Annotated in this window: 25 protein-coding genes; 16 read left to right on the plus strand and 9 right to left on the minus strand. The window is 74.4% G+C overall.

The window, feature by feature from the left end:
• The first annotated feature begins 56 nt into the window (after positions 1-56).
• The 5 genes from DQ241_RS14150 to DQ241_RS14170 all read left to right on the plus strand — a co-directional run bounded on the left by DQ241_RS14150 (position 57) and on the right by DQ241_RS14170 (position 2017).
• Positions 57-341 carry a cupin domain-containing protein gene (locus DQ241_RS14150; RefSeq protein ID WP_113830856.1) on the plus strand — a complete coding sequence of 95 codons (285 nt, stop codon included), beginning with the start codon at positions 57-59 and terminating at the stop codon, positions 339-341.
• Positions 342-347: 6 nt separating this feature from the next.
• A complete protein-coding gene (locus DQ241_RS14155; protein WP_113830857.1) occupies positions 348-530 on the plus strand; it encodes a hypothetical protein in 183 nt (60 codons plus the stop codon).
• A 59-nt stretch (positions 531-589) separates the two neighbouring features.
• Positions 590-772 (plus strand): hypothetical protein, encoded by a 183-nt coding sequence (locus tag DQ241_RS14160; RefSeq protein WP_113830858.1) that lies wholly within the window; start codon positions 590-592, stop codon positions 770-772.
• A 70-nt stretch (positions 773-842) separates the two neighbouring features.
• Positions 843-1538, plus strand: coding sequence for an NADPH-dependent F420 reductase (npdG, locus tag DQ241_RS14165; RefSeq protein ID WP_113830859.1), 696 nt, complete (start codon positions 843-845; stop codon positions 1536-1538).
• 98 nt (positions 1539-1636) lie between these two features.
• Positions 1637-2017 carry a DUF2784 domain-containing protein gene (locus tag DQ241_RS14170; RefSeq protein WP_233492441.1) on the plus strand — a complete coding sequence of 127 codons (381 nt, stop codon included), beginning with the start codon at positions 1637-1639 and terminating at the stop codon, positions 2015-2017.
• Between the two features lie 3 nt (positions 2018-2020).
• On the opposite strand, the gene panB is transcribed toward DQ241_RS14170, so the two are convergent.
• Both panB and DQ241_RS14180 read right to left on the minus strand, forming a co-directional pair.
• On the minus strand, positions 2021-2851 hold the full coding sequence (gene panB / locus DQ241_RS14175) for a 3-methyl-2-oxobutanoate hydroxymethyltransferase (RefSeq protein WP_113830860.1): 831 nt from the start codon (positions 2849-2851) through the stop codon (positions 2021-2023).
• Positions 2848-4683, minus strand: a complete 1836-nt coding sequence (locus DQ241_RS14180; protein ID WP_199584561.1) for an NAD+ synthase — start codon at positions 4681-4683, stop codon at positions 2848-2850. The genes panB and DQ241_RS14180 overlap by 4 nt, the downstream gene beginning before the upstream one ends.
• A gap of 187 nt (positions 4684-4870) precedes the next feature.
• Here DQ241_RS14180 and DQ241_RS14185 point away from each other — a divergent pair, with 187 nt between their 5' ends.
• The 6 genes from DQ241_RS14185 to DQ241_RS14210 all read left to right on the plus strand — a co-directional run bounded on the left by DQ241_RS14185 (position 4871) and on the right by DQ241_RS14210 (position 13668).
• Positions 4871-6211 carry a glutamine synthetase family protein gene (locus DQ241_RS14185; protein WP_113831173.1) on the plus strand — a complete coding sequence of 447 codons (1341 nt, stop codon included), beginning with the start codon at positions 4871-4873 and terminating at the stop codon, positions 6209-6211.
• A 118-nt stretch (positions 6212-6329) separates the two neighbouring features.
• Entirely contained in the window at positions 6330-8393 is a 2064-nt protein-coding gene (locus tag DQ241_RS14190) for an acyltransferase family protein (RefSeq protein WP_113830861.1), read from the plus strand.
• 87 nt (positions 8394-8480) lie between these two features.
• The gene (locus DQ241_RS14195; protein ID WP_113830862.1) at positions 8481-9224 is read left to right on the plus strand and encodes a type 1 glutamine amidotransferase; all 744 of its coding nucleotides are present in this window, start codon (positions 8481-8483) and stop codon (positions 9222-9224) included.
• Positions 9221-12319 (plus strand): bifunctional [glutamine synthetase] adenylyltransferase/[glutamine synthetase]-adenylyl-L-tyrosine phosphorylase, encoded by a 3099-nt coding sequence (locus tag DQ241_RS14200; RefSeq protein ID WP_113831174.1) that lies wholly within the window; start codon positions 9221-9223, stop codon positions 12317-12319. Before DQ241_RS14195 ends, DQ241_RS14200 begins: the two co-directional genes overlap by 4 nt.
• A gap of 129 nt (positions 12320-12448) precedes the next feature.
• Positions 12449-13261, plus strand: a complete 813-nt coding sequence (locus DQ241_RS14205) for an aquaporin (protein WP_370444382.1) — start codon at positions 12449-12451, stop codon at positions 13259-13261.
• A gap of 68 nt (positions 13262-13329) precedes the next feature.
• On the plus strand, positions 13330-13668 hold the full coding sequence (locus DQ241_RS14210) for a CDGSH iron-sulfur domain-containing protein (protein ID WP_199584564.1): 339 nt from the start codon (positions 13330-13332) through the stop codon (positions 13666-13668).
• Between the two features lie 6 nt (positions 13669-13674).
• Here the strand turns inward: DQ241_RS14210 and DQ241_RS14215 are convergent, their stop codons facing one another.
• Positions 13675-15240, minus strand: a complete 1566-nt coding sequence (locus DQ241_RS14215; protein ID WP_113830863.1) for a methyl-accepting chemotaxis protein — start codon at positions 15238-15240, stop codon at positions 13675-13677.
• Between the two features lie 233 nt (positions 15241-15473).
• Here DQ241_RS14215 and DQ241_RS14220 point away from each other — a divergent pair, with 233 nt between their 5' ends.
• Positions 15474-16373, plus strand: coding sequence for a bile acid:sodium symporter family protein (locus tag DQ241_RS14220; protein ID WP_113830864.1), 900 nt, complete (start codon positions 15474-15476; stop codon positions 16371-16373).
• Here the strand turns inward: DQ241_RS14220 and DQ241_RS14225 are convergent, their stop codons facing one another.
• On the minus strand, positions 16374-17432 hold the full coding sequence (locus DQ241_RS14225; RefSeq protein WP_233492442.1) for an iron-containing redox enzyme family protein: 1059 nt from the start codon (positions 17430-17432) through the stop codon (positions 16374-16376). It lies immediately after the preceding gene.
• A gap of 29 nt (positions 17433-17461) precedes the next feature.
• On the opposite strand from DQ241_RS14225, the gene DQ241_RS14230 reads away from it, so the two are divergent.
• On the plus strand, positions 17462-18307 hold the full coding sequence (locus DQ241_RS14230; RefSeq protein WP_113830865.1) for an SDR family oxidoreductase: 846 nt from the start codon (positions 17462-17464) through the stop codon (positions 18305-18307).
• Between the two features lie 3 nt (positions 18308-18310).
• Here the strand turns inward: DQ241_RS14230 and DQ241_RS14235 are convergent, their stop codons facing one another.
• Complete coding sequence (locus DQ241_RS14235) at positions 18311-20167, minus strand: hypothetical protein (protein ID WP_158545939.1); 1857 nt, start codon at positions 20165-20167, stop codon at positions 18311-18313.
• 196 nt (positions 20168-20363) lie between these two features.
• On the opposite strand from DQ241_RS14235, the gene DQ241_RS14240 reads away from it, so the two are divergent.
• Positions 20364-21092: a glutamine amidotransferase gene (locus DQ241_RS14240; RefSeq protein ID WP_113830867.1), complete on the plus strand. Its 729-nt coding sequence runs from the start codon at positions 20364-20366 to the stop codon at positions 21090-21092.
• Positions 21093-21165: 73 nt separating this feature from the next.
• Here the strand turns inward: DQ241_RS14240 and DQ241_RS14245 are convergent, their stop codons facing one another.
• Positions 21166-21468: a hypothetical protein gene (locus DQ241_RS14245; RefSeq protein WP_147252383.1), complete on the minus strand. Its 303-nt coding sequence runs from the start codon at positions 21466-21468 to the stop codon at positions 21166-21168.
• A 233-nt stretch (positions 21469-21701) separates the two neighbouring features.
• Positions 21702-23138, minus strand: coding sequence for a type I glutamate--ammonia ligase (gene glnA, locus DQ241_RS14250; protein WP_113830869.1), 1437 nt, complete (start codon positions 23136-23138; stop codon positions 21702-21704).
• A gap of 176 nt (positions 23139-23314) precedes the next feature.
• Between glnA and DQ241_RS14255 the strand changes: the two genes are divergently transcribed.
• Positions 23315-23734, plus strand: a complete 420-nt coding sequence (locus DQ241_RS14255) for an RDD family protein (protein WP_113830870.1) — start codon at positions 23315-23317, stop codon at positions 23732-23734.
• Between the two features lie 7 nt (positions 23735-23741).
• Here the strand turns inward: DQ241_RS14255 and DQ241_RS14260 are convergent, their stop codons facing one another.
• Positions 23742-24128, minus strand: coding sequence for a hypothetical protein (locus DQ241_RS14260; RefSeq protein ID WP_147252384.1), 387 nt, complete (start codon positions 24126-24128; stop codon positions 23742-23744).
• An 81-nt stretch (positions 24129-24209) separates the two neighbouring features.
• Between DQ241_RS14260 and DQ241_RS14265 the strand changes: the two genes are divergently transcribed.
• Complete coding sequence (locus DQ241_RS14265; RefSeq protein WP_113830872.1) at positions 24210-24761, plus strand: GNAT family N-acetyltransferase; 552 nt, start codon at positions 24210-24212, stop codon at positions 24759-24761.
• Here DQ241_RS14265 and DQ241_RS14270 read toward each other — a convergent pair.
• Positions 24730-25485, minus strand: a complete 756-nt coding sequence (locus DQ241_RS14270; RefSeq protein WP_113830873.1) for a DUF4191 domain-containing protein — start codon at positions 25483-25485, stop codon at positions 24730-24732. The two genes, DQ241_RS14265 and DQ241_RS14270, sit on opposite strands and share 32 nt — an antisense overlap.
• Positions 25486-25506 lie beyond the last annotated feature (21 nt).

Here is a 25506-nt window from a genome sequence, read left to right on the forward strand (position 1 = left end):
CAACAGCGGTGCAACCTGCGGCCCCGTCGTCCGGGGCCGGGTGCCAGGGTGAGGTCATGTCGCACCTCGATCCCGCGCTGGTCGCCGTCCGCACCGTGGCCGAGCACCCGCTCGTCGATGCCGGCACCGGCCGGTCGCTGCGGATGGTGGCGCCGGGCGCGGTCACCGACGGGAGGTTCGGGCTGGTCGAGTACCACCTCGCGCCGCGGACACCGGGTGCCGCCCCGCACTACCACCAGACGTTCTCCGAGTCGTTCTACGTGCTGTCCGGCGAGCTCACGCTGTTCGTCGACGGGAGGTGGCAGCCCTACCGGCCCGGCGACTTCGCCATCGCCCGCTAGCGCGGCGTGCACGGCTTCCGCAACGACGGCGACGAGCCCGCGGCGGTGCTCATCCTGTTCACGCCCGGCATCGCGCGGGAGACGTTCTTCGCCGAGATGGCCGAGATCGGCCGCAGCGGGCGGAAGCCGTCGAAGGAGGAGATGGCCGCGATCTACGCCCGCCACGACCAGGTGATGGTCGACATCTGAGCGGGCCGCCGTCCCTGGTGGGAGGCTGGTGCCGACCCCCGGACACAGGAGGAGCGCACATGGCTGGTGGGCCCTGGTTCTTCTGCCTCAAGCACCACACCGTCGAGCCCCGCGACGGCTGCGCCGAGCGGCACCGCCTCGGCCCCTACGCCACGCGGGAGGAGGCGGAGCACGCGCTCCAGTCGGTGGCCGAGCGCGAGGAGCAGCTCACCGCCGAGGACCGCAGGTGGGAGGGCGACTGAGGCCCCCCGGACCGCCCAGGCATGATCGGGGGAGGCAGCCGGGCGGACCGGCGCCGCGGAGGGGGCTGACGTGACCGAGGGTCGTGCGGTGGAGGAGCTGGTCGTCGGTGTCCTGGGGGGCACCGGACCGCAGGGGCGCGGGCTCGCCGTCCGCCTGGCCGCAGCGGGTCAGCGCATCCTCCTGGGCTCCCGCGACGCCGACCGCGCGGCCGAGGTGGCCGCCGAGGTCGCCACCCGTGCCAGCGCCGCGGCCGGCGGGGTCGAGGTGTCGGTGCAGGGCGGCTCGAACGCCGACGTGGCCGGGGCCGCCGACCTGGTGATCGTCGCCGTCCCGTACGCCGGGCACGCGGAGCTGCTGGCCGAGCTGGCCACCCCGCTGGCCGGCAAGATCGTGGTCGACTGCGTCGTCCCCATGGGCTTCGACGAGCTGGGCGCCTACGTTCTCGACGTCCCGGAGGGGAGCGCGACGCAGCAGGCGGCCGCGCTGCTGCCCGACTCGCACGTCGTCGGTGCGTTCCACCACCTGTCGGCCCGGCTGCTCGAGGACCTCTCGCACCCCACCATCGACGGCGACGTCATGGTGGTCGGCGACGACCGCGCGTCGATGGACACCGTGCAGGCCCTCGCCGGGCGGCTGCCCGGCATGCGCGGCATCTACTCCGGCCGGCTGCGCAACGCCCGCCAGGTCGAGGCGCTGACGATCAACCTCGTGTCGGTCAACCGCCGCTACAAGGTGCACGCCGGGATCCGCGTCACCGACGTCTGACGGAGGACCTCGCGCCCCTGCTCGCACGCTCGCGGCCGACCCCTGCACGAGCAGCCGTCGGGCACGGCGTGGGTTGACCGCCGCGTCAGACTGAGGTCGTGCTGCTGCTCGCCGCCGCGGTGGCCGTCCTGCACGCCGCCGCCGTCCTGTTCATGCTCACCGGTGCGCTGCTGGGGCTCCGGTGGCCACGGCTGCTGCTCGCGCACGCACCGGTCGCCCTGGCGATCCTGGCCGTCAACGTCGCCGGGGCGGACTGCCCGCTCACCGATCTGGAGCTGGCACTCCGCGACGCCGGGGGAGCGGCGCCCTACACCGGCGGCTTCCTGGACCACTACCTGTTCGGCCCGCTCGGGCTGGACGCGGAGGCGCCGGGCACCCAGCTCGGGGTGTACGCCACCGCGTTCGGCCTCAACGCGGTCGGCTACGGCCGGCTCGCAGGCCGCGCGCACCGCCGCCGGGCGGGGGTGCGCGCGGCCTAGCGGCTACTCGAACGAGTGCTCGGGACCGGGGAAGGTCCCGCCGCGCACGTCGTCGGCGTACTCCCTGGCCGCCGCCAGCAGCTGCGCGCGCAGGTCCGCGTACTTCTTCACGAACTTCGGCACCCGGCCACCCGTCATGCCGGCCATGTCCGGCCACACGAGCACCTGGGCGTCGCAGTCCGGCCCGGCGCCGATGCCGATCGTCGGGATGGCCAGTTCCTTGGTCACCTGGCCGGCGATCTCGGCGGGCACCATCTCCATGACGACGGCGAAGGCACCGGCCTCCTGGACGGCGTGCGCGTCGGCCAGCAGCTGCTCGGCCCCCGCCCCCCGGCCCTGCACCCGGAACCCGCCGAGCGCGTGCTCGCTCTGCGGCGTGAACCCGATGTGCGCCATGACCGGGATGCCGGACTCGCTGAGCAGCTTGATCTGCGGGGCGACGCGCACCCCGCCCTCGAGCTTGACCGCCTGCGCGCCACCCTCCTTCATCAGCCGGACGGCGGTGTCGAACGCCTGCTGCGGGCCGGACTCGTAGGAGCCGAACGGCAGGTCGGCGACGATCAGCGACCGCCTGGTGGACCGGGTGACGGCGCGGGTGAGGAACAGGATGTCGTCGACCGTGACCGGCACCGTGGAGCTCAGCCCCATGACGACGTTGCCGGCCGAGTCGCCGACCAGCATCACCGGGATGCCCGCCTCCTCGAAGACGGCGGCGCTGTAGGTGTCGTAGGCGGTGAGCATCGCCCACTTCTCGCCGCGCTCCTTGGCCTGCTGCAGGTGGTGGATGCGCACCCGCGCCGTCGACGTGCCGCCGTACAGCACCGACTCGGTCATGCCTGGGCTCCTTCGCGCACGGTGGGCAGGGTCTCCCGCCACCGGTTGGTGATGGGCAGCCGCCGGTCGCGGCCGAACGCCTTGAGGCTGATCTTGGTGCCCGGGGCCGACTGGCGGCGCTTGAACTCGGCCGTGTCCACCAGCCGGAGGACGCGCGCGACCACCTCGGCGTCGTGCCCCCGCTCCAGCAGCTCGGCCAGGCCCAGGTCGCGGTCGACGTAGTCGGCGATGACGGCGTCGAGCTGGTCGTAGGAGGGCAGGGAGTCGCTGTCCTGCTGGCCCGGCGCGAGCTCGGCCGACGGCGGTTTGTCGATCGAGTTCTGCGGGATCGGCTCGGTCTCGCCGCGGTCGCGGGCGTAGGCGTTGCGCCAGCGCGCCAGGTCCCACACCAGGGTCTTGGGCACGTCCTTGATCGGGGCGAAGCCGCCGGCGGCGTCGCCGTAGAGCGTCGAGTAGCCGACGGCGACCTCGCTCTTGTTCGACGTCGCCAGCAGCAGGTGCCCGTGCTGGTTGGACAGACCCATCAGCAGCGTGCCGCGCACCCGGGCCTGCAGGTTCTCCGCGGCCACGCCGCTGAGCTCGACGGACTTCTCGAACGCCTCGACCATCGGTGCGATCGGGACGACGGAGTAGTGCATGCCCAGGCGCTGCGCCGAGTCCTCGGCGTCGGACAGCGAGTGCTCGCTGGACCACCGGGAGGGCAGCCCGACGCCGTGCACCCGGTCGGCACCGAGCGCGTCGACGGCGATCGCGGCCACCAGCGCCGAGTCGATCCCGCCGGACATGCCGAGCACCACCGAGGGCATGCCGTTCTTGTCGATGAAGTCGCGGAGCCCGAGCACCAGGGCGCGCCAGACCTCCTCGCAGTCGGTCAGCGGCTCTGCGACCGGGGCCTCCCGGCGCTCGAACGCGGCCGGCGGCTGCTCCGAGACCACGTGCCGGGTGACCGTCATCGGGCCGATCCGGCCCTCGCGTCGCTCCGGCACCGACGACGGGTCGAGGTCCAGGTCGACGGTGAGCAGGTGCTCGACGAACTGCGGTGACCGGCCCAGCAGGGTGCCGTCGGCGGCGACCGCCATCGAGTCGCCGTCGAAGACGAGCTCGTCCTGCCCGCCCACCTGGTTGCAGTAGACGATCGTCGCCCGCGCCTCGGCGGCCCGGCGGCGGACGAGGGGCAGCCGCAGGTCGTCCTTGGCCCGCTCGTACGGCGAGGCGTTGGGCGACACCACCAGGTCGACGCCGGCCTGCCCGGCCACGCCGCACGGCCCGCCCTCGACCCAGAGGTCCTCGCAGACGGTCAGCGCGACGTCGACGCCGTGCAGGCGGACCACCGGCAGCTCGGTGCCCGGCACGAAGTAGCGGGCCTCGTCGAAGACGCCGTAGTTGGGCAGGTGCCGCTTGTAGTACCGCGCGACCACCTCGCCGCCGTGGAGCAGGGCGGCGGCGTTGCGGGGCGCGCCGCGGCGGGGGTTGGCGTCGGCCGGGCGGTCGTCGTCGGTGGGCGGCTGGTCGACCGGCGCCGGGCCGCTGCCCTCGGTGTGCGCCAGGTAGCCGACGACGACGGCGAGCCCGCCCAGCCCCCGGTCGGCCAGGGTCGAGGCGAGGTCGACCAGCGCCCGCTCGCTGGCGCGGGCGAAGGACTCCCGCAGGACCAGGTCTTCGGGCGGGTACCCGGTCAGGGTCATCTCCGGGAAGACGACGAGGTGCGCGTCCTCCGCGGCCGCCTTCGCGGCCCAGCGCACCACCAGGTCGCAGTTGCCCTCGATGTCACCGACGCGGGTGTCGACCTGGGCCGACGCCACCCGCAGCTGCACCGGCTGCTGATCGCTCACGGGGGTCAGTCTGGTCGCCGGGGTGGCGGAACGGCCAGGCGGGAGCCTGTCCGGGTGATCACGGCACGGCGAACCGTCGACGAAGGCGCGGCGAGGTCCGTGACGGGATCACCCCGACGGGGCAGGCTGGGGGACGACCGACGGTGACGTCACATCCCGGAAACGAGCGGACTGGATCATGCCGAACATGGACCGACAGCAGGAGTTCGTCCTGCGCACCCTGGAAGAGCGCGACATCCGCTTCGTGCGGCTGTGGTTCACCGACGTCTCCGGCTACCTCAAGGCCGTCGCGGTGGCCCCCGCGGAGATCGAGGCGGCGTTCGCCGAGGGCATCGGGTTCGACGGCTCGGCGATCGAGGGCTTCGCCCGCGTCTACGAGTCCGACATGCTCGCCAAGCCCGATCCCGGCACCTTCCAGGTGATGCCCGCCCGTGAGGGCCGGCCCAGCGACACCGCGCGCATGTTCTGCGACGTCACGCTGCCCGACGGCTCGCCGGCCTGGGCCGATCCGCGGCACGTGCTGCGCCGGACCCTGGCCAAGGCCGCGGACATGGGGTTCACCTTCTACACCCACCCCGAGATCGAGTTCTTCCTGCTCAAGGACCTCCCGGCCGACGGCACCCCGCCGGAGCCGGCCGACAACGGCGGCTACTTCGACCTCTCCACGCACAACGTGGCGCACGACTTCCGCCGCGAGGCGGTCTTCGCCCTCGAGGCCATGGGCATCTCGGTGGAGTTCAGCCACCACGAGGTGGCGCCCGGCCAGCAGGAGATCGACCTGCGCTACGCCGACGCCCTGTCCATGGCCGACAACATCATGACGCTGCGGCACATCGTCCGGGAGGTCGCGCTCGCCCAGGGCGTGCACGCCACGTTCATGCCCAAGCCGTTCACCGCGGAGGCGGGGTCGGCGATGCACACCCACCTGTCGCTGTTCGAGGGCGACCGCAACGCCTTCCACGACGCCGCGGACCCGATGCGGCTGTCGACCACCGCGAAGCAGTTCATCGCCGGCCTGCTCACGCACGCCCGCGAGTTCACCGCCGTCACCAACCAGACGGTCAACTCCTACCGCCGGTTGCTGGCCGGCACCGAGGCGCCCACCGCCGCGACCTGGGGCCGGGCCAACCGCTCGGCCCTGGTGCGCATCCCGGAGTACAAGCCGAGCAAGGCGCAGTCGGCGCGGGTCGAGGTCCGCTCGCCCGACTCCGCCTGCAACCCCTACCTCACCTTCGCCGTCCTGCTCGCTGCCGGGCTGCGGGGCATCGAGAAGGGCTACGAGCTGCCGCCGGAGGCCGAGGACGACGTCTGGTCGCTCACCGACACCGAGCGCCGGGCCGCCGGCTACGAGGACCTGCCGGTCAGCCTGGGCGAGGCGCTCACCGCCATGCAGGGCAGCGAGCTGGTCGCCGAGACGCTCGGCGAGCACGTCTTCGAGTTCTTCCTCCGCAACAAGTGGGAGGAGTTCAACTCCTACCGGCAGAACGTCACGCCGTTCGAGCTCAAGCGCTACCTGCCCGGCCTCTGACCGGCCGGCGTCGCAGCATCCGGGAACACCCTCCCGGGTGCTGCCGCCGGGTGCCGCGACCTGCGTACGCTTCCGCTCCGGTGAGCGGTCGACGACCGCGGGTGACGGCGGGAGAGCGATGACGACGGTGCTGCCCGCTCCGGCGACGGCGACGCCGGAGTCCCCCCGGCGTGCCGCCGTCCGCCGGCCGGAGATCGACGGGTTGCGGGCCCTGGCGGTCGCGCTGGTCGTCGTCTACCACGTGGCCACCGGCCGCGTCTCCGGCGGCGTGGACGTGTTCCTGGTGCTCACCGGGTTCTTCCTGGTCGGCAGCCTGTCGGGGGTGCTGCGTCGCCCCGGACGCCGCAACCCCCTGCAACCCGTCGCCCGGAGCCTGTCCCGGCTCGGCCCCGCGGCCTTCGTGGTGCTCGCGGCCACCGTCGTCGGCGGCATCGCGCTGCTCCCGGAGACCCGCTGGCGGGACCTGACCACGCATCTCGTCGCGTCGGCGACCTTCACCGAGAACGTGCACCTGGTGCAGCAGTCGACGCAGTACGCCGCCGACGACGCCTCCGCCAGCCCGATGCAGCAGTTCTGGTCGCTGTCCATCCAGGTCCAGGTGCTGGTCGTCGTCCCGCTGCTGGTGGTGGCCGGGGCCGCCATCCTGCGCCGTCTGCACGCCGAGCACCTCGGGCGCCGGCTCGCCGTCGGGGTCGCGATGGCCGTCACCGCCGGGTCCTTCGCCTGGTCGCTCGTGGCCACGTCGGCCGACCAGCAGGCGGCCTACTTCTCCACCTGGACGCGGCTGTGGGAGCTGGGCGTCGGGGTGCTGCTGGCGTTGCTGCTGGGCGGCCGCCGCGCGGGCGGGGCGATCGGTGCCGTCCTGGGCTGGGCGGGGGTCGTCGGGCTGATCGCCTGCGGGGCGGTGCTGGACGGCGTCTCCACCTTCCCCGGGTGGCAGGCCGGCTGGCCGGTCCTGTGCGCCGTCGCGATCCTGGCGGCAGGCACGAGCGGGGGTCGGTTCGGCGCCGGGCGGGCGCTGTCGTGGGCCCCGCTGCAGTGGCTGGGCCGGCGGGCGTACGGCCTCTACCTCTGGCACTGGCCGATCCTGGTCGTCTACCTCGCCAGCAGCGATCGGGGCGAGGTGACCGTCCTCGCCGGTGTCCTCATCGTCGCGTCGTCGGTGCTGCTCGCCGCCGGGACCTACCGGCTGGTGGAGCAGCCCGGCCAGACCCTGCTGCGCTCCCGGCGCCCGGCGTGGGCGGTCCTCCTCGTGCTGGCCTGCGCGGCCCCGCTGGTGGCGGCGGGGGCGACGGCGACGGAGCAGCTGGACCGCGACCTCGCATCGTTCGTCCCCGCCCTCGACGACCCCGACTACCCGGGCGCGCGGGCGCTGCTCGGACCGGCCGCGGACGGCGTCGGTCCGGCCGACGTCCGGCTGGTCCCGCCGCTGGCGGTGATCCGCTCGGACTGGGCCCGGACCGCGGGCGCCCGCTGCATCGGGACCGACGGCGACACCACACCCGGGCCGCTGGTCACGTACGAGTGCGTTCGCGGTCCGGACGGCGCGGACCGCCACATCGTGCTGGTCGGCGATTCCCACGCCGCGCACTGGCTCCAGCCCCTGGGCGACATGGCCGAGCAGCGCGGCTGGAAGTTGACCGCGCTCATCCACCCGGGGTGCAACCTGTCCACGCGGTCGGAGTTCATCCCCCGGAGCTCACCGGACTACGACGACTGCGCCGCCTGGCGGTACGTGCTCATCCCGCGCATCGCCACGATGGACGCCGACGTGGTGGTCGTCCAGGGCACGCGGATCGCCTCGGGTGAGCGGGAGGTGCTGCCCATCGGTTACCGGCAGGCGTGGGAGCAGCTCTCCGACCGTGGGATCCCGGTCATCGCGATGCGAGACACCCCGCGGCACGACTTCGACGTCCCCGACTGCCTCGCGGAGGAGGGCGACGACTCGGCCGCCTGCGCCGTGGCTCCGGAGGACGTCTACGACGACGACGTCCTGAGCGCGGATCTGCCGGCGGGCGTGACCCTGCTGGACACCCGCCCGTACTTCTGCACCAGCCGCAGCTGCCCGTCGGTGGTCGGCAACATCCGCGTCTACATGGACGACGCGCACGTGACCAACACGTACCTGCGCACCGTGCGCCCGCTGCTCGAGGCCGATTTCCTCGCGCTGACCGGCTGGTGACCGGCGACCGGCACCGCCTCGCGGAGGAGCCGGTCCCGGTCCACGAGGCGCGGGGGACGACGTGTCCCGTCCACTAGCCTCGACCTCGTGACCTCCAGCGGCCGCCTGCTCGTCGTCGTCCCGAGCGAGACCGATCCGCCGGCCCGTCTGGGGGAGTGGCTGAGCGCGGCCGGGCTGGAGCTCGACGAACGCCGGCTCGGGCTCGGCGAGCAGCTGCCGCAGAACCTCGGCGGGTACGACGGCCTGCTCGTGCTCGGGGGGCCCCAGTCCGCGCTGGACGACGAGGCGACCCGCCCCGAGCTGACCGGCGTGCGCGCGCTCCTGCAGGAGGCCGTGGCGGCCGACGTGCCCACCCTCGCCGTCTGCCTGGGCGCCCAGCTCCTGGCCCAGGTCGCCGGCGGGCGGGTCCGGGTCGGCGCGGAGGGTCCCGAGGTGGGCGCCACCCTGGTGGCCAAGCGCGACGCCGCCTACGCCGACCCGGTGTTCGGCCCGCTGCCGCTCTCGCCGGACGTGCTCCAGTGGCACCACGACGAGATCGCGGCGCTGCCGCCGGGCGCGACCCTGCTGGCCAGCAACCCGCACTACGCGAACCAGGCCTTCCGCCTGGGGCAGCACGTCTACGGCGTGCAGTTCCACGTCGAGACGACGCCGGAGGTCGTGCGTGCGTGGGCGGCGAGCGACCCGGTCGGCGTCGCCGCGAGCTCGCTCGACGCCGAGACGCTGTGCGCCCGCGCCGAGGCGGTGCACCCCGACCTCGAGGAGACGTGGGCGCCGTTCGCCGGGCGGTTCGCCGACCTGGTGCGCGGGGCCGCCGGGGCGGGCGCCGCGTGAGCGCGCCCGAGACGGAGATCCCGCGCCGCGCCGTCGTCCGGCTGGTCCGCTTCGGCTTCGACGACGGCGAGCGGGCCGCCCGGCTGCTCTCCGACCCGGCGCTGGGCCTGTGGGACCTGGAGCGCAACGAGCCGGCCGATCCCGAGGCCGGTCCCGTGGTCGCCGCCCTGGCCCGCGCCGGCGACCCCGACCTGGCGGTGCGCTCGCTGCACCGGCTGGTCGAGGCCCTGGACGAGGCCGATCCCAGCGGCGGGTCGGCCGCCTCGCTGCTGGCCCGGCTGCGCGGGGAGGCGCTGCTGCGCGCCCGCCTGCTCTCGGTCCTGGGGGCGAGCTCCGGGCTGGCCGACCACCTCGCCGCCCACCCCGGCGACTGGACCGCGCTGGACGGCGAGGGCCGCGGCCCGGCCCGGCCGACCCCGCAGGCGCTGGAACGGCAGATGCTGGTGGCGGTCGGCGCCGACCCGGACGACCCGCCGTGGGGCGTGCGCCTCGGCCGGGCCGCGCCGGACGCCTCGCCGTCGCGGGTCGCCGCGCTCCGGCACGCCTACCGGCTGGCGATCCTGTCGCTGGCCGGCCGCGACCTCGGTGAGGGGCTGGCGGCCGAGGACGTCGCTGCCGAGCTGGCCGACATCGCCGCCGCCGTCCTGACCGCCGGGCTGGCGCTGGCCGTGGCCGAGCAACCGGAGAGCGCCGCCGCCTGCCGGCTGGCCGTCATCGCCCTGGGCAAGACCGGCGGGCGGGAGCTGAACTACGTCAGCGACGTCGACGTCGTCTTCGTCGGCGAGCCGGTCGACCCGTCGGACCCCGAGAGCGCCGCGCTGTCGAGCGCCACCAGGGTCGCCGCCGCCCTCATGCGGATCTGCCGCGAGGCCGCCTGGGAGGTCGACGCCGCGCTGCGCCCGGAGGGCAAGGCCGGGGTGCTGGTGCGCACCGTCGCCGGGCACCGCGCCTACTACGAGCAGTGGGCGAGCACCTGGGAGTTCCAGGCGCTGCTCAAGATGCGCCCGGTGGCCGGCGACCCGGACCTGGGCCGCGGCTACGTCGAGGCGCTCTGGCCGATGGTGTGGAAGGCCGGGGACCGCCCGGGCTTCGTCGCCGAGGTGCAGGCGATGCGCCGCCGGGTGGAGGCGCACATCCCGCCGACCCAGGCCGACCGCGAGCTCAAGCTCGGGCCCGGCGGCCTGCGCGACGTCGAGTTCGCCGTCCAGCTGCTGCAGCTGGTGCACGGTCGCGCCGACACCTCGCTGCGGGTCGGGGGCACGCTGCCCGCGCTGATGTCGCTCTCGGCCGGCGGCTACGTCGGCCGGGAGGACGCCGCCACGCTGATCGCCTCCTACCGGTTCCTGCGCACCGTCGAGCACCGGCTGCAGCTGCTCCGTCTCCGGCGCACCCACCTGCTGCCCACCGACGAGCAGCAGCTGCGCTGGCTGGCCCGGTCGATGGGCTACAAGCCGGACGCTCGCGGCGGCGCGGTGGACGTGCTGCAGGCGGAGCTGGCGCTGCACACCCGCGAGGTGCGCCGGCTGCACGAGAAGCTCTTCTACCGGCCGCTGCTCTCGGCGGTCGCCCGGGTGCCGGGGGAGCACCTGCACCTGGGGTCCAGGGCGGCCGGCGACTGGCTGCGCGCCCTCGGGTTCGCCGACCCCGACGCCGCGCTGCGCCACCTGGGCGCGCTCACCGGAGGGGTGTCCCGCTCCGCGTCGATGCAGAAGTACCTGCTGCCGGTGCTGCTGCAGACCTTCGCCTCCTGCCCCAGCCCGGACGCCGGGCTGCTCGCCTACCGGCAGGTCAGCGAGGCCCTCGGCGGCAACCAGTGGTACCTGCGGTTGCTGCGCGACGAGGGCCAGGTGGCCGAGCGGCTGGCCCAGCTGCTCGGGTCCAGCCAGTACGTCGCCGCGCTGCTCACCCGCACCCCCGAGGCGCTGCGCATCCTGGCCGAGGACGAGGAGCTGGAGCCCCGCGGCGCCGCGCACCTGGCGAAGGCCTGGCGGGCGGCCGCCGGCCGGGCCGCGGACCCCCAGGCCGGCATCCGGGTGCTGCGCGGCCTGCGCCGGCAGGAGCTGCTGCGGGTGGCGTGCGCGGACCTGCTGGGCCGGCTGGACACCGTCCGGGTCGGTCAGGCGCTCACCGACATCGCCGTCGCCACCCTGCAGGCCGGGCTGGACGTCGCGCTCCGGGCCCACGCCGAGGAGACCGGCACCGCGGTCGAGGACGTGCCGGTGGACCTGGCGGTCATCGGCATGGGCCGGCTCGGCGGGGGCGAGATGGGCTACGGCTCCGACGCCGACGTCCTCTTCGTGCACCGTCCTCGGGCCGGCGCCGACGAGGCCAAGGCGTCCGCCTCGGCCAACGCCGTCGCGCACACCCTGCGCCGGCTGCTGGGCGAGCCGGCACCCGACCCCGCGTTCGAGGTGGACGCCGACCTCCGGCCCGAGGGGCGGCAGGGCGCGCTGGTGCGTAGCCTCTCCGCCTTCCGCGAGTACTACGAGCGCTGGGTGTCGGTGTGGGAGGTGCAGGCCCTGCTGCGCGCGGTGCCGGTGGCCGGCGACGAGCAGCTGGGCGCGGACTTCGTCGCGATGATCGACCCCATCCGCTACCCCGGGGCGGGGCTCACCGCTGAGCAGGTCGCGGAGATCCGCCGGATCAAGGCGCGGGTGGAGCGCGAGCGGCTCCCGCGGGGCGCCGATCCGGGCACCCACACCAAGCTCGGCCGGGGTGGGCTGGCCGACGTCGAGTGGACCGTCCAGCTGCTCCAGCTCCAGCACGCCGCGGAGCACCCGCAGCTGCGGGTCCCGACGACCGTCGGCGCGCTCGCCGCGCTCCAGGACGCGGGCCTGCTCGACGACGAGCCCGCCGTGGCCCTGCGCGCGTCGTGGGAGCTGGCCAGCCGTGCCCGCAACGCGATCTTCCTGGTCCGCGGGCGGCCCAGCGACCAGCTGCCCCGGCCCGGCCTCGAGCTCGCCGGGGTCGCCCGGGCCTGCGGGTACGGGCCCGAGCAGGACCCGGGGCAGTTCCTCGACGACTACCGCCGCACCACCCGGCACGCGCGCACGGTGGTGGAGCACGTCTTCTACGGCTACCCCGCCGAGGGCTGATCGGCGCCTTCCCGGAACCGAAGGTCCCTGTCGGCTGCCCGCGGTGGAGGGCGAGGCTCGTCGTGCCCGCACCGTGGTCGCCGTCGGGGTGGCGCGGGGGAGCGGATGCGGTCGGCCAGGAGGTCCCCGGTGTCTCCCACGCTCGTCCGTTCGCTCATCGCCGAGTTCGTCGGCACGGCCCTGCTCGTCCTCGTCGCCGTGGGCGCGGCCGTCGGCGGCATCGACAGCATCGGCGCCCTGGGCGTCGCCCTGGCGTTCGGTCTCACGCTGCTGGCGCTGGCCTACGCGATCGGGCCGATCTCCGGCTGCCACGTCAACCCGGCGGTGACCCTCGGCGTCCTGCTCTCCCGGGGCATGACCGCCACCGAGGCCGGGCTCTACTGGATCGCGCAGTTCGCCGGCGGCATCGCAGGGGCCGCCGTCCTGCAGCTGCTGACCAGCGACTTCGGCGAGGTCACCGACCAGACCGGGACGCTCGGCGCCAACGACTGGGGCGCGACCATCAGCGGCGGCGGCGCCTTCGTCATCGAGGTGCTGCTCACCTTCGTCCTGGTCGCCGTGGTCCTGCTGGTCACCGGCAAGGCGGCCGCGCCCGGCTTCGCGGGCCTGGCCATCGGGCTCACGCTGGCCGCGGTGCACCTGGTCGGCATCCCGCTGACCGGGACGTCGGTGAACCCCGCCCGGTCGCTCGGCCCGGCGCTGTTCGCCGGCGGGGACCCGCTCGCCCACGTGTGGCTGTTCCTGCTCGCCCCGCTGGTGGGCGCGGTGCTGGCGGTGCTCGTCGTCCGGCTGCTCGCCGTCCCGACGCTGACCGGGCCCGCGGCGGAGGCCGACGAGACCGGGGCGCAGCTGCCGGAGGAGGCGGCCGCCGAGCGGGGCGACGACGGCGCGCTCCCGCGGGCCCGCTCCTCGCAGGAGACGGCGACCCGGCACCGCGCCTGAGTCACCCGGCCGGGTCCGGTCCGCGGGGCGGGCGTGTGCCCGCCCCGCGGGCGGGGCAGTGTGGGCCCGTGCCGCGATCCCTCCCTCCCGAGCCCGAGCTGCCCGAGGGCACCCGATTCGACGCCGACCTGCCCGACGAGCCCGGTGCCGAGCGGGGGAGCGGGGCCACGATCACGCCCTACCGCGACGGCCCGCTCATCGTGCGGGGCAGCTTCCGCCTGGTGGACCAGGACGGTCAGGAGATCGACCCCGGGCGGCAGACCATCGCCCTGTGCCGGTGCGGCAAGTCCGGGATCAAGCCGTTCTGCGACGGCTCGCACAAGCGTGCCGGGTTCTCCGCCCCCAGCGCGCCCAGCCGGCCGCGGCCCGCCGCGCAGCTCCGCAGCGGGTCGCGCCGGGACGGCTGACCGGCCTCAGCGCCCGGAGTCGAAGGCGCGGGCCATCCGGACCTGCTCCTCGAGCACCTCGTTGATCCGGGCCTGCACCTCGTCCAGCCGGCCGATGACCTCGCTGGTGGCGTGGATGCCGGCCGACACCGACTCGGTGCCGGCCTGGATGCCGGCGATCTGCTCCGACACCTTCTGCGTGGCCGCGGCCGTTTCGCGGGCCAGGTCCTTGACCTCCCCGGCGACGACCGCGAAACCGCGTCCCAGCTCGCCGGCACGAGCCGCCTCGATGGTCGCGTTGAGCGCGAGGAGGTTCGTCTGGTCGGCGATGGAGGAGATGATCCGGATGACGTCGTCGACCGCGCCGGACGCCTCGGCCAGCGCCTGCACCTGCCCGGTCATCGCCGACGCCTGGCCGACCGCGCGCTCGGCGACCTGACCGGCCTCGGCGGCGGCCTCGCGCAGCCGGTCGACGGTCTCCAGGAGGCCGCGGGAGCTCTCCGCGTCCGCCTGCGCGCGGCGCAGCATGTCCAGCCGCTGGTTGACCAGCTGCTGCACGTTGCGCAGTGCCGAGGCGCGCGACTCGGACAGGTCGATGGTCTCGGTGACGAAGAAGTCCATCGTGCCGACGACCCGGCCGTCGGCGGTGATGGGGAAGCACACGCCGGACCGGACGCCGGCGCGCTGCGCGGCCGGCGCGCGCACGCAGTCGGTGACCTCGGCCAGGTCGCGCACGAAGACCAGGTCGCGGTTGCGCCACGCGCGACCGGACAGGCCCACGCCCTCGGCGAAGCTGGCGGAGAGCGTGACCTGGCGGAACTCCTCGCCCGCGGACCCCGACTCCTGGGCGAACCGCAGCACGCCGGCCTCCTCGTCGAGGGCCCAGAAGGAGCCGTACGCCCAGCCGAAGGCGGTGCGCACCTCCTCGAGCGCGACCCGCAGGGCGGTCTGCTCGTCCCGGGCCTTGCCGACCTCGGCCACGACCTTGGTCACCGCCTCGCGGTCGTCGAGCGTCTCGCGCAGCTGGCCCACGGCCAGCGCGCTGCGCCGGGCGTGCGCGACGACCCGGCCGATCGCCTGCCACTTGTCCGCCCGGCCGCCGAAGAACGGCAGCTCGCGGTCGCTGTAGTACTCGAGGACCGCGGTGACCCGGTCGCCCTCGACGACCGGGAGGAAGCAGCCCTGGTGCGCCCCGGCCGCCTGCGCGGTCCGCCAGCGCAGGCAGGTGGCGGTGGAGGAGGCGTCGTCCATCAGCACCGGACGGCGGCGGCGCAGCGCCTCGCCGCCGTACCCGGCGCCCTCGACCTGCGCGTCCCTGCCGACGACGGCGTCCCCGCCGGGCCACGCCGCGGCCATGGCGTCGGCGATCGCCCCCTCGGCCACCCGCAGCACGTAGCTGCCCTGGTGGTCGGGCAGCCAGGCCGCTCCGTAGGAGAGGCCGAGCGCCTCGACCAGCGCGTGCATGATCCGTGCGTGCGCGTCCAGCTCGCTGGTGACGTCGCCGTCCAGGGCGGCGATGACCCGCTCCAGCGCCTCGACGTCCCGGGGGTGCTGGACCGGCTCCTCCCGACGTGCCGCAGCCCGCTTGCGCATGGGTCCTCCGTGGCTCGGGAGCGGCGGAGCGCGTCACCCCGCCCGCTCGATCGCTGCTCTTTCGGTTGCGCACCACGGATGTTGAGCCGACTCGGTACCGGATCGATCGCGCCACGCGTCCACCCGTTCGGGAACGCGTCCGGGCGCGCCGGTTCCGCGGCCTCACCGGACCGGACATCATGTGGGCCGCACCACACCGCGGGCACCGTCGCCCGCCCCGAACGGAGGACCGCGTGGACTCAGCCCTGAGCACCGTCGCCCTGCCGGCCGCGCTGGCCGTCGTCATGCTCGGGCTGGGCCTGTCCCTGACCGTGGGCGACTTCGCCCGCGTGGGCCGGCAGCCCCGGGCGGTGGCCGTCGCGCTCGCGCTGCAGCTGCTCGTGCTGCCGGCCGTGTGCGTCGGCATCGTGCTCGCCTTCGACCTGCCGCCGGTGCTCGCCGTCGGCATGCTGCTCCTCGCCGCTTCGCCGGGCGGGACGACGGCCAACCTGTTCAGCCACCTGTTCCGCGGGGACGTCGCGCTCAACGTCACCCTCACGGCGGTGAACTCGCTGGTCGCCGTGATCACCCTGCCGGTGGTCACGAACCTGGCGATCGGCTGGTTCGACCCGGCCGACGGCGGCAGCCTGGGCCTGCAGTTCGGCAAGACGGTGCAGGTCTTCGCGGTCGTCCTCGTGCCCGTCGCCCTCGGCATGCTCGTCCGGCGCCGTTCGCCGGCCTTCGCCGACCGGATGGACCGGCCCGTGCGGGTGCTCTCGGCCGCGGTCCTCGCGCTGGTCATCGTCGGGACGATCCTCGCGGAACGGGAGAACGTCGGCGACTACCTGCGGGACGTCGGCCTCCCGGCGCTGCTGTTCTGCCTGGTGAGCCTGACCCTCGGCTTCGTCGTCCCGCGCGCCCTGGGCATCGTCCGGCGGCAGGCGGTCGCCGGTGCGTTCGAGATCGGGGTGCACAACAGCACGCTGGCCATCGCCGTGGCGATCAGCGTGCTGGACAGCGTCGAGCTGGCCGTCCCGGCCGCCGTCTACGGGGTGCTCATGTTCCCGGTCGCGGCGGCGTTCGGCTGGGCCGTCACCCGGGGCAGCCGCGACGAGGCGGCGGTCCCGGAGCCGGTGGCCGGCGTCCGACGCTGATCAGGCGGCGAGCGCGGGCTGCCGGCGCAACGCCGAGCGGCCGGCCTCCCACGCGCCCAGCAGGTGCCGGGCGGCCAGCCCGTCCATCGCCAGCGAGCAGCGGGCGCCGAAGAGGACGTCGGGCAGCAGGGCGGGGTCGTCGGCGACGAGGGACCCGCACATGTCCACCGAGGCGATCTGCTCGTGCACGGCGTCGGCCTCCACGTGCTCGTCGTAGAAGACCGTCGTCCGCTCGTCGTAGCCGAGCCGGCGCAGCCCCGCGGAGTACCGGCGGCTGGGCTCCGAGGAGGTCATCTCCACGACCGCGAGGTGGCCGAGGGCGGCGCCGCGCCAGCGGCGGTGCAGCCCGAACAGCGACATGGTGTTGACCGACGTGAACGCCGCGGCCGGCGCGTCGTCCCACAACGCCCCGTAGCGCGGGTCGAGGTCCAGGTCGTGCATGAGGTCGGCGAACAGCCGGCTGTGCATCCGCTCCGCCGAGCCGCCGCCGTACTCGTCGGCCTGGATCTCGACCATCGCCGCCTTCGCCCGCCCGGCCAGCCGGGGGATGGCGAAGGTGTGCGGGTCGGCCTCCTTGAGGTGGTACACGGAGCGGAGGGTGAGGTACTCCCGCCACTGCTCGAGGGTGCCCTGCTTGGCCATGTAGCTCGACAGCGAGGGCCCGTCGTCGGCGGCGATCGCGGTGGCGAGCTGGACGTCGACCGGCTCGTCGGTGACCGGCACCTCGCCGACCAGGGCGTGCAGGGCGCCGAGGTGCAGCCGCTCGAGCGAGGCACGCAGCCGCAGCAGCTGCGGATCCCACTCCCAGTCGTCGGAGACCTCGTCGAAGCCCTGGTAGTGCAGCTCGTAGCAGATCGCCAGCGTCAGCTGCAGGTCCTCGTCGGTCAGCGGCGCGGTCGGCGCCTCCGCGAGACGGGCCGCGCACTCGAGGGTGCGGGCGGACAGCGTGGACCGGCTGGTCAGGTCGGCGACCAGGGAGGCGCTGAGCGGGCCCCGGGGCTGGGGGAGGTGCATGGTCGCGATCATGCCCAGCAGCCGGGCGGCTATGCCTGGACGCATGTGATGTCCCCCGTGGGTAGGAACGCGGCATGCCCGATCGCAGCAGCCGCGTCGTCCTCGTCACCGGCGGTAGCGCCGGCATCGGCCGGGCGGCGGTCGCGCGGGTGGCGGAGACCGGTGCCCGGGTGGTCACCTGCGCCCGGTCCGGCGTCCGGCTGGCCGAGGCGGTCGGCGGCCTGCCGGGGGTCACGGCGGTGGTCGCCGACCTGACCCGGGGCGAGGACAGGCAGCGGCTCGTGGACCGGGTGCTCGCCGACCACGGCCGGCTGGACGCCGTGGTGCTCAACGCGGGGCAGGGCTGGGCCGGGCTGGTCGAGGACATGCCGGGGGAGCGGGTGGAGGAGCTCGTCGCGCTCAACCTCACCGGAGCGATCGATCTGACGCGGCTGGCGCTGCCGCACCTCCTCGCCGCGGCGCGGGAGCACGGGCGGGCCGACGTCGTCGCGCTGTCGTCGGTGGCGGCCTGGGCGCGGGTGCCGCCGCTGACCGTCTACTCCGCGACCAAGGCGGGGCTGGACGGCTTCGTGAAGGGCCTGCGCCGGGAGGTGACGGCCCGCGGGGTGCGGGTGCACACGGTGAACCCGTTCTTCGTGCGCACCGAGTGGCTGGCCCGGGGGCACGGCAGCCCGCCGGTGTCGGACGACGACGCGCGCGGCCGGTTGTCCCGCGGGATCGACCCCGACCGGGTGGCCGCGCAGGTGGTCTCCTGCCTGGACGCACCCCGCTCGCGGACGGTCGCCGTCCCGCGCTGGGCGGGTGCGGCCCGGCTGGGCGAGGTGACGCCGGTGAACCGGGTGCTCGACCGGGTCCTGTCCGGGCAGGTGTCCCGTATCCGGGCGATCGCCACCCGGGCGGTGCGCAAGCGCACCGGGTGAAGGTCAGCCGTCGATCTCGACCAGGCCGACGACGCCGGAGTCGATGCAGACGGACAGCTGCTGCGTCGTGCCGATGACCTGCAGGCTCCCCCCACCGCCGACGAGGGACGCGTAGACGGTGTGCGCCCCCGACCGCACCGGGACCGGTAGCGGCTCCCCCTGGTCGAAGGAGACCTCGAGCATCCCGTCCTGGCTGGCCAGGTAGTTGAGCTGCACCGTCCAGGCACCGGCCATGATGTCGGGTGCCACGGGGATGGTGACCGGGCGCCCGCCCTCCGCGATGTGGCCGCAGCCCGGGACCGGCCCCGCGGGGAGGACGCGGACGTCGGTGACGCGTCCAGGGACCAGCCGCCCGGTGTCGTCGAGGACCGCGAGGTCGTCGGTGACCTTCGTGACCGCGACGCCGGTGGCGGCGAAGACGCGCGAGATCCGGTTGTACGGCGCAGCCGGGCCCCACACCACGTCGCTCGGCACGGGGGCATCCAGGATTGGGCGGCCGTACCCGGCCAGGGATGCGCGCGCGGTGTCCAGGTACTCGGCGGTGCCGTCGGTGTCCCACGCCCGGTCGTACGCGACCGTCGACCAGGTGCTGAGCCCGACGAACAGCGCGGTGACGACGACCGCGGCGTCGCGACGCTCGGTGCTGGTCAGGAGGCGGCGGAGGCCGGTCCGGGGCGGCGCCCGGAGGACCAGCGCGAGCCCGACGGCCACGACCAGGGTGGTCTCGGGGTAGTCGCGCAGGCCCAGTGCGAGCCCGGCCGGTGCGGTCGAGGTCAGCCTGGTGGACACCATCAGCAGCGCACCGCCGACGACGTACCCGGCGAGCAGCCACCAGATCACGCCGGTGCCCTGCCGCCGCCAGGCGCTCCCGCCCACCGCGGCGGCGAGGGCGACGGCGGCGACGGTGACGAGGACCGTCGGCGGATCCACCCAGGGGCCGCGCTCGAGCCAGAACAGGGGGCCGCCGACGAGGGTGGTGAGCACGCCGTCGACCAGCCGCAGGCGGACGGCCTCCACGGCGGTGGACACCAGCCCGGAACGCTCGGGCTCCACGAGCAGGGGGCCCATCGCCGCTGACCAGAACCACCACCACGTCCCGACCACCGCGGCACCGGCGGCCCACAGCCACCGGCCGGAGCGCAGCGCCGCCAGGAGGGGCCGGGGGGCGCCGTCCTGGCGCTGCACGACAGCGGCCGTGGCGAGGGCCACGACCGGGATGACCAGCGCCTTCTCGGCGAAGGCGAAGGTGAGCGCGAGCACGAGGGTGCCGCTGACCGCGTGCCGGGCGCGGCCGGTGCGCACCAGCTGCACGGCGTCGCCGCACACCCACGCCAGGCCGGCCACGAGCGGCACGGTCGTCACCGCGCTCGCCCAGGCGGACGACGCGGGGAGCGCCAGCGGGGCGAAGAGGTAGACGACGAGCGGCAGCAGGGCGACCGGGCGCGCACCCAGCAGCAACCGCAGCAGCCGCCAGACCGCCAGCGCCGCCGCGGTCTGGAACAGCAGGTTCACCGCGGCGAAGGGAACCGGGTCCAGCGGGGACAGCCGGGTGAGTGCGTCGGTGAGGAGGATGCCGGCGGGCAGGAAGCGCCCCTCGTACCCGTCGAGGAGCACGTCGGCCGTCAGCGGTGTCGTGGCCGTCCGCCCGATGAGGACGAGCTCGTCCTGGCCCAGGCCGCCGCGCGCCGCGACCCATCCCCGCAGCAGCAGGTGGACGGCGATCAGCGCGAACCCGGCGAGGGCTGCCCGTGGTGCTCCGTCGAGTCGGCGGACCAACGGGTGAGGCAGAGGTGTGCGCAGCGGCGTGCCGGCGGGTGGCGCGAGGACGTCCTCGCGGGTCACCGGTGCCTCCACGCTCACGGTCGGTGATGCTAGGCGGGGGTCGGACGGGGCGCGATCACCCGACCGGTGCGCCGGGTTGCGGGTGGACGGGCGAGCAGCGGCGCCCTGGCCCGGTCCAGGCGAGTTGCAGCACTCCGCAGCCGGCGGGCTCGCGCCGGCAAGGTTGCGCCGGACGTCCTGCACGAGGAGGAAGGCCCCCACCTACCATCCGCCCGTGCGGCCCTTCCTCCTCCTGTCCTCCCGCGCCGAGGACCTCGCCGCCGAGGAGGAGTACGGCTCCTTCCTCCGGTGCACCGGATTGGAGGAGCACGAGCTGCGCCGCATCCGGCTCGAGCGCGGCCCGCTGCCCGACCTCGAGCTGGACCGCTACGCCGGCATCGTGCTGGGCGGCGGCCCGTTCAACTCCAGCGATCCGGACGCGGAGAAGTCGGCGGTCCAGCGCCGGGTGGAGGCCGACCTCGCCCGGCTGCTGGACGAGGTGGTCGCCCGCGACGTGCCCTTCCTCGGCGCCTGCTACGGCATCGGGACGCTCGGCACGCACCAGGGTGGCGTGGTCGACCGCACCTACGGCGAGCCGATCTCCGCGGTCCGCGTGCGGTTGACGCCCGAAGGGCTCGTCGATCCGCTGCTGGCGGGGATGCCCGCGGAGTTCGAGGCGTTCGTCGGGCACAAGGAGGCATGCCGGGTGCTACCCCCGTCGGCGACCCTCCTGGCCGGTTCGGCGGGCTGCCCGGTGCAGATGTTCCGGGTCGGGCGCAACGTGTACGCCACCCAGTTCCACCCGGAGCTCGACGTGCCCGGCCTGATCACCCGCGTGCACGTCTACCAGCACGCCGGCTACTTCGACCCGGGGGAGCTGTCGGAGCTGGTGGACGGCATCCGGACCGCGGTCGTCACGGAGCCCGGCCGGATCCTGGCCACGTTCGTCGCCCGTTACGGCTGAGGGCGAGGTGACCGCGGTCGGTGCGTGGACGGTGGCCGGAGCCGTCGCCGACCGGTTCTGAGCCCCGGTCCGGTCAGGCGGAGCGGTCGCTGCCCCGGTAGGGCGTGCCGGCGTTGAAGACGTCGAGCGTGTAGCTGTCGAACCGCTCCCACGACCGGCGGGTCAGGTGGCCCAGCCGCCGGGTGGGGCGACGGCGGTCGCTCCGGACCGGCGAGCGGCGGCCGGCCGCACGGCGGGCCGGCTGCGTGCCGGACGCCTCGGCGGCGAAGGTGTCGGCGAGCTCGTGCGCGAGCTCGTCCTGGCCGGCCTCGAGGACCGAGTTCACCTTGCGCACGTAGTCGGCGTGCATGTCGGCGGTGAGTCGTGATGACGTCATGATGAATTGACTCCTGGATGTGCTCGGGTGTTCAGGTCTGCGGTGGGCACCCGGGCCGCGCTGTGGTCGGCGTCGTCGCCGGACCGGCCTCGCGGGCGCACCTCCAGTCTACGAGCGCACGCCCGCCGGCCGGGGGAACGCGGGGCGTCCATCCGGTGACCTTGCTCGCCCCCCGGACGCATCGCGGCCCCCGACCTGACGAGCAGGTCGGGGGCCGCGATGGGCAGGCGCGATCAGATGTCGTAGTACATGGCGAACTCGTGCGGGTGCGGGCGCAGGCGGATCGGGTCGATCTCGTGCTCCCGCTTGTACTCGATCCACGTCTCGATCAGGTCGGGCGTGAACACGCCGCCGTCGACGAGGTACTCGTGGTCGGTCTCGAGGTTGTCCAGGACGGCGTCGAGCGAGGCCGGGACCTTCTCGATGCCGAGGGCCTCCTCCGGCGGGAGCTCGTAGAGGTCCTTGTCCACCGGCGCCGGCGGCTCGATCTTGTTCTTGATGCCGTCGAGGCCGGCCATGAGCATCGCCGAGAAGGCGAGGTAGGGGTTGGCCGACGGGTCGGGCACGCGGAACTCGATGCGCTTGGCCTTGGGGCTGTCACCCGAGATCGGGATCCGGCAGCAGGCCGAGCGGTTGCGGGCGGAGTAGACGAGGTTGATCGGTGCCTCGTAGCCGGGCACCAGGCGGTGGTAGCTGTTGACCGTCGGGTTGGTGAAGGCCAGCAGCGACGGGGCGTGGGCCAGGAGGCCGCCGATGTAGTGGCGGGCGGTGTCCGACAGGCCCGCGTAGCCGGTCTCGGCGTGGAAGAGCGGCTCGCCGTCCTTCCAGAGGCTCTGGTGGCAGTGCATGCCGGAGCCGTTGTCGCCGAACAGCGGCTTGGGCATGAAGGTGGCGGTCTTGCCCGCCTGCCAGGCCGTGTTCTTGATGATGTACTTGAACAGCATCAGGCTGTCGGCCGACCGCAGCAGCGTGTCGAACTTGTAGTTGATCTCGGCCTGGCCGCCGGTGCCGACCTCGTGGTGACCGCGCTCGAGCTCGAGGCCCGCGTTGGTCAGGTTGGTCATCATCGTCGAGCGCAGGTCGCTGTAGTGGTCGTAGGGCTCGACCGGGAAGTAGCCGCCCTTGGCGCGGGTCTTGTAGCCGAGGTTCGGGCCGAGGCCGTTCTCGCCGGCCAGGGCGCCGGAGTTCCAGGAGCCCTCGACCGAGTCGATGTGGTAGTAGCCCTCGTTGATGCCGGTCGAGTGCCGGATCGAGTCGAAGATGTAGAACTCCGCCTCGGGGCCGAAGTAGGCGGTGTCGGCGATGCCCGAGCTGGCCAGGTACGCCTCGGCCTTCTTCGCCACGTTCCGCGGGTCGCGGCTGTAGGCCTCGCGCGTGATCGGGTCGTGGATGAAGAAGTTGATGTTCAGCGTCTTGTGCTTGCGGAACGGGTCCACGAAGGCGCTGTTGGCGTCGGGCAGCAGCAGCATGTCCGACTCGTTGATCGCCTGGAAGCCGCGGATCGAGGACCCGTCGAAGCCCAGGCCCTCGGAGAAGGTGTCCTCGCCGAAGGTCGACGCCGGGATGGTGAAGTGCTGCATGACGCCGGGCAGATCGCAGAAGCGCACGTCGACGTACTCGACGTCGTTGTCGCGGATGTAGGCGGCGACCTCGTCGGGACTGGTGAACATCGATCCTCCGGTGTTGGGCGAACAGCCGACCGGGACGCTACGAGCGGGGAGTTGCCCCCCAATGTCCCGAGTGTTTCGGGGCGGTAACAAGCGGCCCGGCGTGTCGTGGACCACTGCCGGCCCCCGGCACGCGCCGGCGCGCGGGGGAGCAGCGGACCTCTGACTACCCTGGCTCCATGGTCAGGGATGCGCAGCCACCCTCTCAGGAGCGCGTCCGCGGCGCCTCCCTGGGGCTCCCCGCGGAGGGACCAGGGTCGCTCGGCGGCTTCAGCACCCGGATCGGCGCGTTCCTGGTCGACGCGGTCGGTTCCGCGCTCGTCGCCGGGCTGTTCACCGCACCGGAGCTGCCGCGGAACTGGAGCCTGCTGTCGTTCGCGCTGGTCACCGTGGTCACCCTCGTGCTGTTCGGGCAGACGCCGGGCATGCGGCTGTTCGGGCTGCGCCTGGCCCACCCGCACCCGCAGGCCAGGCTCGCCCCCTGGCGGGCAGTCGTCCGCACCGCGCTGCTCATGGTCCTGGTGCCCGCGCTGATCGTCGACGCCGACGGCCGCGGGCTGCACGACCGGCTGACCGGGACCGCCGTCGTCCGCGCCTGAGCCCGTCTCAGCGCGGCCCCGGTCTGCCGAGGTCCGTCACGGCCGCCGGGTCCACGGCTGCCCCCTCGCCCGCCGCCGGGTCGAAGATCTCCAGTTCGTGCAGCCGTCCGTCGACGAGGTGCAGGACGACGTCGACCGCCCGACCGGCGGGTCCCCGACCGGTCGCCCCGACGGCCCGGTGCCCCGGGAGCCCCGGCAGCGGGGGCGCCTGCAGCTGCACCGACGAGCAACCGCACCGGCACGTGCCCACGACGACGACCTCGGCTGGTCGCGCCGGCGACGGGGTGGCGACTGCGGCGACCAGGTACGTGAGCAGGTCCTGTTCGCCCGGCGCGATCGGGCGGGGGACGTCGAGCGGGGTGAACGCGGGCTCGCCGCTGTTCGGATCGGGCACCACCGGAGCATGCGCGTCGGGTGGGGGCCCGGCACCTGATTCCGGTGGACGCGCGGCGGGCCTGCTCGCACACTGCGGGCCGTGATCATCCGCCGCGAGCAGCCGGCCGACCACGATGCCGTCCGGGCGCTGCACCGGGCGGCGTTCGCCCGCGATCCGCTCACCGGCGCGGTGCGTGCGCCGGCGGACGTCCCCGAAGCGCGGCTCGTGGACGAGCTCCGCGAGGACTCCGGCTTCCTGCGGCACCTCTCGCTCGTCGCCGTGCGGGACGGCGTCCTGGCCGGGCACGTGATGGCCACTCGGGGGTGGCTGGAACCGACCGGCGCCCCGGCGCTGGGCCTCGGGCCGCTGGGCGTGCTCCCCGCCGAGCAGCGGAACGGCGTGGGCAGCTGCCTGGTGCACGCGCTGCTCGCGGTGGCCGAGGCCTGCGACGAAGGGCTGGTCGCGCTGCTCGGCGCGCCCGGCTACTACCGGCGCTTCGGGTTCCGCGCCGCCGCGGACCTCGGCGTCGGCGCTCCCGATCCGCGGTGGGGCGAGCACTTCCAGGCCCGGCAGCTGACCGGCCGGCCGTCCGGCGGCACGTTCCGCTACGCGGAGCCGTTCAGCCGCGTCGGCGGACCTGCCGCTGGCTGACGCTCATCTGCCGCCCGCCCGGCATGGGACCGCCGGGCACCGGCATGCGCTGCCCGCCGAGGGCGGACACCCGCCGGGCGAGGGCGTTCAGCTCGGCCGCCGAGATGTTGCGGGGCAGCTTCATGATGTGCGAGCTGAGCTTGGGCAGCGGGATCTGGCCCTCGCCGTCACCGACGACGACGTCGTAGATGGGGGTGTCGCCGACGACCCGGGCGATCCGCTTCTTCTCCTGGGCGATCATGCCGCGCACGCGGGCCGGCGACCCCTCGCCGACCAGGATGACCCCGGGGCGGCCGAGCACGCGGTGGACGGCGTCGAGCTCGCGGGTTCCTGCGACGCCCGCGGAGACCCGCCAGTCACCGCGCATGCCGTCGAGCACCCAGGCCGCGGCACCCGGCTGGCCCTCGACCTGCCGGTAGGCCGAGCCCTGCGCCCGGCGGCCGAAGACGATCAGCGCGGCGAGGGCGCCGAACAGGATCGCCACCGGGATGAAGACCAGCGGCAGGCTGAGCAGGATGCCCAGCAGCTCCACGACCGCGGCCACCGCCACGAAGGCGATGAGCATGATCCACGGCAGCTTCGGGTCGTTCTTCCGCGTCAGCGAGTACGCCTGCTTGATCAGGCGGACGTTGTTGCCGAGCTTCTTGAACCGGCCGACCTTGGGCTGGCCGTTCTTGTCCAGCTTCAGCGCCTTGCCCGCGTCCCCGGGCTTGCTGCGTGCCATGGCTCCCAGGATAGGGGCGTG

This window comes from Blastococcus sp. TF02A-30 (genome assembly GCF_003319185.1).
Lineage (GTDB): Bacteria > Actinomycetota > Actinomycetes > Mycobacteriales > Geodermatophilaceae > Blastococcus.